The following is a 6,152-nucleotide window of genomic DNA, read 5'->3' as shown; positions in this document are numbered from 1 at the left end:
ACGTCCTCATCGACTCAATCATTAAAAAGTTTGTAATGATGAAGAAAATAAGCAAAATCAAGTTTATGCTTTATTAACGAGAAGTTTTCTATAGGGGTGCTGAGTAGTTACTAAATATCTCTAAATTAGTATAAGTTGTAGTATCCCACCCTGGTGTGATGTAAGTTCCTGCACTAACTTGTCCATCCGCAGCACGATAGGAGTGGTTGATATCCTTCAATGCTTTCCCATCTTCGTAAAAGAAGTAGGCATTTACTTCACATTTTTGTTTTTTATAGCCTTCTATATCAAATGATACAACGACTTTCATCCCTTTTTGACCATTTTGATACAAATTATGTTCTGTTGTAATATTTTTGAATACAACTTTACTTATTGATGTACTAGGTCTATTTGGCTTAATAAAACTATAACGAGATTTGTTCGCATTTAAACATGAGGCAAGCTTGTCAAACATTGCATTAAAAGCTGTTCCGACCAAATCGTAGTCCTTGACCAGGGAAAGGTGGTTGAGGTTGGCAACCATGAATCTTTAACCGCCAAGCGAGGGGCATATTATAATCTTGTGAAGAATCAGTTGGAATTGGGAAACTAGTTGCTAAGGCCGGCTTTAGCATTCCTCTACCTTCCATAACTCGTTACCTTTATATATAATAGCAATCTTGTGTATTGGCTTGCCGCTCATCATCTGTGGCAATCTTGCGTCTCGCGCATATTGGTCTAATTGCGCCTTTGCTTCTTCTAAAGCCTTCATGCCTTCTTCGTCAGTATCGCCCGACTTCAGGTATTTCAATTCCAAGAGATAAGTATGCGCTACCTCTGGGAAACGGGTAAGGTCAGGAATCATTGTCAAGTCGCAATAGCCACCATTCAGTTCCATCTCTTGGATAATATAATAGTAGCCGCTATGGTTGAGATAGGCTGCGATGAAACCCTGCAGGTTGCGCTCAGCCTGGATGCTGGAGTGGAGGCTGGTGCAATTCTTATAACCTTCGGCGATATACTCGATGGCAGGTTTGATGTCGCCATCCAGTGCCATCACATCGTATTGGTCGGCAAGATGGTTGTTGTTGATCTTTGAAACGGAATCGTACTCATCCAATACATAGTCATAGTATTGGCGGCGTACATTCTCGTTAGGGATTCCTAGCTTCACTCTTCTGCCACGCTTGCCGATAATGGTCAGCATACCGTAATAATAAAGCAGGCTAGGGAAGAGCCCCGGGTCTATCAGGGCTTCCGCAGGAAAGCTCTCTCGCAGTTCTGCCCAAATGTATCCTTGGTTGATGATTTCCTTCAGCACGCTCTTGCGGTCGCCCTGCAATTTGTCTAAGAAGATAATCTTCTTCATCTTGGCATAGTCGGTCATGGTGTTCGGATCAATCATCTCTTCCGGAGCCTTTCCGAAACGGATATAGTTGCGGAGATAATAGATTACCATATCCGAATTGAACATCTTTGGGTCTGTCTCCAAACTGTCCTTTGCGAAACAATAGTTGTCATACCAAGGCTTCATGTCTGTAATCAGCTGGTCGGTGGGAACCTTGATAAGACCTACTTCTCTGTAATATTCTATCATCTCTCGCACCTCGTTCTCGCTGAATCCCAGCATCATATTGAACATCGGGTCCATGGATAGGTTGGTTCCGATGTTATAGCCGCTATTGAGGTCGTTCACTGTTACAGGACTTACACCCATCATCAGGATACGATGGAACATTCCCTTGAATAACTTGAAGAAATCACGATAGAAACCCTGGGCATGGGTTAAGGCATGATATACGGCTTCGCCCTCATTGCTCAAGACATTGTTGGTGAAGTTGTCGTACTCGTCGATGATGAGATAGAGTTGTATGCTTTTGGCATTCGCCCAGACGTTTATCAAGTTCAATTTCTGTGCTGCATCCTTAGCTGCCTTAAACTCTCCTAAGAAAGAAGGCTGATAATACTTGGCGTATTTTTCTGCAAAACCATTCAGCACTGTTTCGCAATAGGCATTAAAGTTCTTCTCCAGTCCGTCTTTTCCGGCAGCTGCCTTAGAGAAGTCGAAGAACAGTACCTGATATTTACCTTGTTTTTCTGTGGGTTGTTTTTCTATCCAGGTATCTTTGAATGTGGTATGAAACGAGTCTTTCTTCTCGATGTCGTAGTATGCCTGAATCATGGTAAGGAATACGCTTTTGCCAAAACGGCGTGGGCGGATGAGATAGAGAAAGTCTCCTGCTTCCTCCATCTTGGGTATAAACATCGTCTTGTCTGTCAGAAATCTGTTCTGATTCTGAATCCAGGTAAAGTCGGCTATGCCGTAAGGTAATCTCTTGTAATCCATACGCTTCAAAGTTTATTTGGGGCAAAGTTACAACAATTTATTGAATGCCGCAAGTTTTTTGAGAGAAATCTGATGGACTAGTGTTTCATCCCACATTCCTGTCGGTTTATCTTAGCAGCACCATCTGTGTAGAGCTTTGCATATTTCGGAATATGGCTTATACTTTTGCGAATCATCCTTTATACAAAATGACTCAATGTTTGCAGAATTTGGAACATTTTTCTGCTGTTTCATCGAAAAGTGTTTCCTTTGTAGCCGTAATTAAGAAAATGAATAAAATTATGGCAGAAAATAGACAAGAATTGAACCGCAACTTGGCTCAGATGCTCAAGGGTGGTGTGATTATGGACGTAACAACTCCTGAACAGGCAAAAATCGCAGAGGCAGCAGGTGCATGCGCAGTAATGGCTTTGGAACGTATTCCGGCTGACATCCGTGCAGCAGGTGGTGTTTCACGTATGAGCGACCCTAAGATGATCAAGGGTATTCAGGAGGCTGTTTCTATCCCTGTAATGGCTAAGTGCCGTATCGGTCACTTCGCTGAGGCTCAGATTCTTCAGGCTATCGAAATCGACTATATTGACGAGAGCGAGGTGCTCTCTCCAGCAGATAATGTTTATCACATCGACAAGACTCAGTTCGACGTGCCATTCGTTTGTGGTGCCAAGAACCTGGGCGAGGCGCTCCGCCGTATTGCTGAGGGTGCTACGATGATCCGTACCAAGGGTGAGCCAGGAACAGGTGATGTGGTTCAGGCTGTTACCCACATGCGTATGATGCAGAGCGAAATCCGCCGCCTGGTTTCTATGAGCGAGGATGAACTTTATGAGGCAGCCAAGCAGTTGCAGGCTCCTTACGACCTAGTGAAGTATGTTCACGAGAATGGCAAGTTGCCAGTGGTTAATTTCGCTGCCGGTGGTGTGGCTACTCCAGCTGATGCTGCCCTGATGATGCAGCTCGGTGCCGAGGGTGTATTCGTAGGTTCTGGTATCTTCAAGAGCGGTAACCCTGCTAAGCGTGCACAGGCTATCGTGAAGGCTGTTACCAACTACAACGACCCTAAGATGCTGGCTGAGTTGAGCGAGGACCTCGGCGAGGCAATGGTAGGTATCAATGAGCAGGAAATTGCTTTGCTCATGGCTGAAAGAGGTAAGTAATGAGAATAGCAGTTTTAGCTTTACAAGGCGCTTTTGCTGAGCACAGACAGAAGTTGGCTCAGCTGGGCGTGGATAGTTTTGAGGTTCGCCAGTTGAAGGATTGGGATCAGCCTAAGGATGGCTTGATTATTCCGGGCGGTGAGAGTACCACCCAGGCGAAGCTCTTGAATGAACTGGGATTGATGGAGCCTGTGAAGGAGGCGATTGCTGTCGGCTTGCCTGTTTATGGAACCTGTGCCGGTTTGATTCTTCTTGCCAAGAAGATTGAGGGCGAGCCTAGTCAGCGCATAGCTTCGATGGACATCACGGCTTTGAGAAATGCCTACGGTCGCCAGTTGGGCAGTTTCTACATCGAGGCTCCGATGAAGGGCATCGAGGGCAACATCCCAATGACTTTCATCCGTGCCCCTTATATTAAAGAGGTGTGGGGAGATGCCGAGGTCTTGGCGGAGGTAGATGGCAAGATTGTGGCTGCCCGCCAGGGTAACCAGCTGGTTACTGCCTTCCATCCGGAATTGAACAAAAGTCTTGAAATTCATAAGTATTTTCTGGGGATGTGCAGCAAGTAGGCTTCATCCTATATTGGAGCTAACTTCGTTGACCGATGGAATAGGCTTCATGTGCACATGAAGCTACATAGCAAAGTATCTTAGGATACATTGCCAAGTATCTTAAGATACATGAGCAAGTATCCTAAGATACTTTTTTGTTCTTCTTTATATCCTTGAAATCAATTTTTCAGGGTGCATTCAAATTTCTTATAACAACTCCGGAAGCAGGAAGAGCTTCACGCTGTTACTGCCCTTGATGAGGATGTAATGGTCGTGAGGCTGGTTCGCCTTGAGCGCTTCCTTCACTTCCTCTACATTCTGGAACTTGCGGTAGCTGCATGGAATATCCTTGAACTCATCGCCTACCAGCCATACATTCTCCAGACCGGCTGCCTGCAACTGGTCTACTACCTTCTGGTGCTCCTCGTGGCTCACTTCGCCGAGTTCGCCCATCTGTCCGAGAATCGCCATCTTGTGAGGTACATCCATCACGCGGAAGTTTTCGATGGCGGCAGCCATACTTGATGGGTTGGCATTGTAGGCATCTACCACCAGCTTATTGTGCGCCGTCTCTTCCAGCTGCGAACGGTTGTTGCTTGGGATGTAGTTCTCCAGAGCATGATCTATCTGCTGAGGCTTCACGTCGAAATGAAGACCGATGGTGATGGCGGCAAGCATGTTGTCGATATTGTAGGAGCCGATGAGATGAGTCTGAACCTCATGCCAGTCGAAACTCTCGGTGCGCCAGCGGAACTTCAGGAATGGAGCGCAGGAGATGACTTCTCCCCATACATCGCAGTTTTCGTCCTTGCCGTAGGTGATGAGGCGGTTGATGTTGCGCTGCTCAGCCATCTGCATCAGATGCTCGTTATCTGCATTAATGAAGACGAGGGCATCGTTGGCTGCGAGGTAATCATAGAGCTCTCCCTTGGTCTTCTTCACGCCTTCGAAGCTTCCGAATCCCTGCAGATGGGCACGGCCCACGTTGGTAATCATACCGCAGGTAGGTTCCACGTATTCCACGAGCTTCCGGATGTCATCAGGATGGGAAGCGCCCATCTCTACAACGGCAATCTCATTCTCTGGTGAGAGACGGAAGAGCGTCTTTGGTACGCCTACATCATTATTGAAGTTACCCTGGGTGAACATCACGTTGAACTTCTCGCCGAGAACGGCAGAGACGAGTTCCTTGGTAGTAGTCTTGCCGTTGGTTCCGGTGATTCCTACTACTGGAATATCGAAGTGGCGGCGATGTTCACGGGCGAGTTCCTTGAAGGTGGTGAGGCAGTCCTCTACGAGGATGTAGCGCTCGTCGCCCTCCTTGGCATACTCTTTTTCATCTACAATCACATAGGCACAGCCTTTCTCCAAAGCCATGTCGGCAAACTTGTTGCCATCAAACGATGCGCCCTTCAAAGCCAGGAAGATACTGCCCTCTGGGCAGTCGCGGCTATCAGTGGTAATCACTGGGTGCGCTTGGTAAATCTGATAGAGTTCTGAAATATCCATAGTCTATAACTGTTATTTTGAGTGCAAAAGTAATCTAAATTGTGGACATAACAAACAATTTTCCCAAAAAATGATGGTAATCTCGAATATTCTTTCTATTTTTGCAGAAATATTCGATGAATCTTTAGAAAGTGAGGGCGGAATGGGTATCAGAGATGAAAAAGAAAAAGTGAAAGTGAGGAAAGAAAAGCTTGGTGGCTATTTCTTCAGTTTATCCCAGTTGACTTTTACGGGGACTGGGGTTGGAGGTTTCTTGCCGTTGCTGAAAGGTGAAGCTACGGTCGGTGATGTCTCTGTGTTAATTTTTGGTGTTTTGGCTACAGCTGTTTTTGCAGGTATAGCTAATAAAATTTTAAAATATTGATTATATGAGTTATTTAGCATTATTTTTTCTGATTTGCTGTATCGTCGGTGGAAGTTTTTTAGCTTGGTTATATACAAAACCAGGCGAGAAATGGTTGAAAGATTTGTAAAATATTAAGTTATGGAAGTTTACAATGGACTATTGTTTTTCTTTGTGGTTGGAACAATCATAAGTGGATGCTTTCTTGCCTGGACTTACACAAAGCCAGGGAAAAAGTGGCTTAAAGAATTGTAGTATTATGA

At 45.4% G+C, this 6,152-nt stretch carries 6 protein-coding genes; 3 read left to right on the top strand and 3 right to left on the bottom strand.

Features of this window, described 5'->3' with window-relative positions:
- Positions 1-88: 88 nt before the first annotated feature.
- Complete coding sequence (locus ACTQ16_RS09200; RefSeq protein ID WP_441937100.1) at positions 89-526, bottom strand: hypothetical protein; 438 nt, start codon at positions 524-526, stop codon at positions 89-91.
- Between the two features lie 84 nt (positions 527-610).
- Positions 611-2,329 (bottom strand): AAA family ATPase, encoded by a 1,719-nt coding sequence (locus tag ACTQ16_RS09195; RefSeq protein ID WP_295345933.1) that lies wholly within the window; start codon positions 2,327-2,329, stop codon positions 611-613.
- A 281-nt stretch (positions 2,330-2,610) separates the two neighbouring features.
- On the opposite strand from ACTQ16_RS09195, the gene pdxS reads away from it, so the two are divergent.
- Both pdxS and pdxT read left to right on the top strand, forming a co-directional pair.
- A complete protein-coding gene (pdxS, locus tag ACTQ16_RS09190) occupies positions 2,611-3,486 on the top strand; it encodes a pyridoxal 5'-phosphate synthase lyase subunit PdxS (protein WP_006847583.1) in 876 nt (291 codons plus the stop codon).
- A complete protein-coding gene (pdxT, locus tag ACTQ16_RS09185) occupies positions 3,486-4,055 on the top strand; it encodes a pyridoxal 5'-phosphate synthase glutaminase subunit PdxT (RefSeq protein ID WP_295345934.1) in 570 nt (189 codons plus the stop codon). Before pdxS ends, pdxT begins: the two co-directional genes overlap by 1 nt.
- A 189-nt stretch (positions 4,056-4,244) precedes the next feature.
- On the opposite strand, the gene ACTQ16_RS09180 is transcribed toward pdxT, so the two are convergent.
- On the bottom strand, positions 4,245-5,546 hold the full coding sequence (locus ACTQ16_RS09180) for a UDP-N-acetylmuramoyl-tripeptide--D-alanyl-D-alanine ligase (protein WP_441937098.1): 1,302 nt from the start codon (positions 5,544-5,546) through the stop codon (positions 4,245-4,247).
- Between the two features lie 70 nt (positions 5,547-5,616).
- On the opposite strand from ACTQ16_RS09180, the gene ACTQ16_RS09175 reads away from it, so the two are divergent.
- Positions 5,617-5,910 carry a hypothetical protein gene (locus ACTQ16_RS09175; protein ID WP_441937097.1) on the top strand — a complete coding sequence of 98 codons (294 nt, stop codon included), beginning with the start codon at positions 5,617-5,619 and terminating at the stop codon, positions 5,908-5,910.
- The last annotated feature ends 242 nt before the right edge of the window (positions 5,911-6,152 follow it).

It is taken from the genome of Prevotella sp. LCP21S3_D2, from assembly GCF_052118345.1.
GTDB lineage: Bacteria > Bacteroidota > Bacteroidia > Bacteroidales > Bacteroidaceae > Prevotella.
The sequence above is the reverse complement of the archived record's forward strand: the minus strand, read 5'-3'. Positions and strand labels throughout refer to the sequence as shown.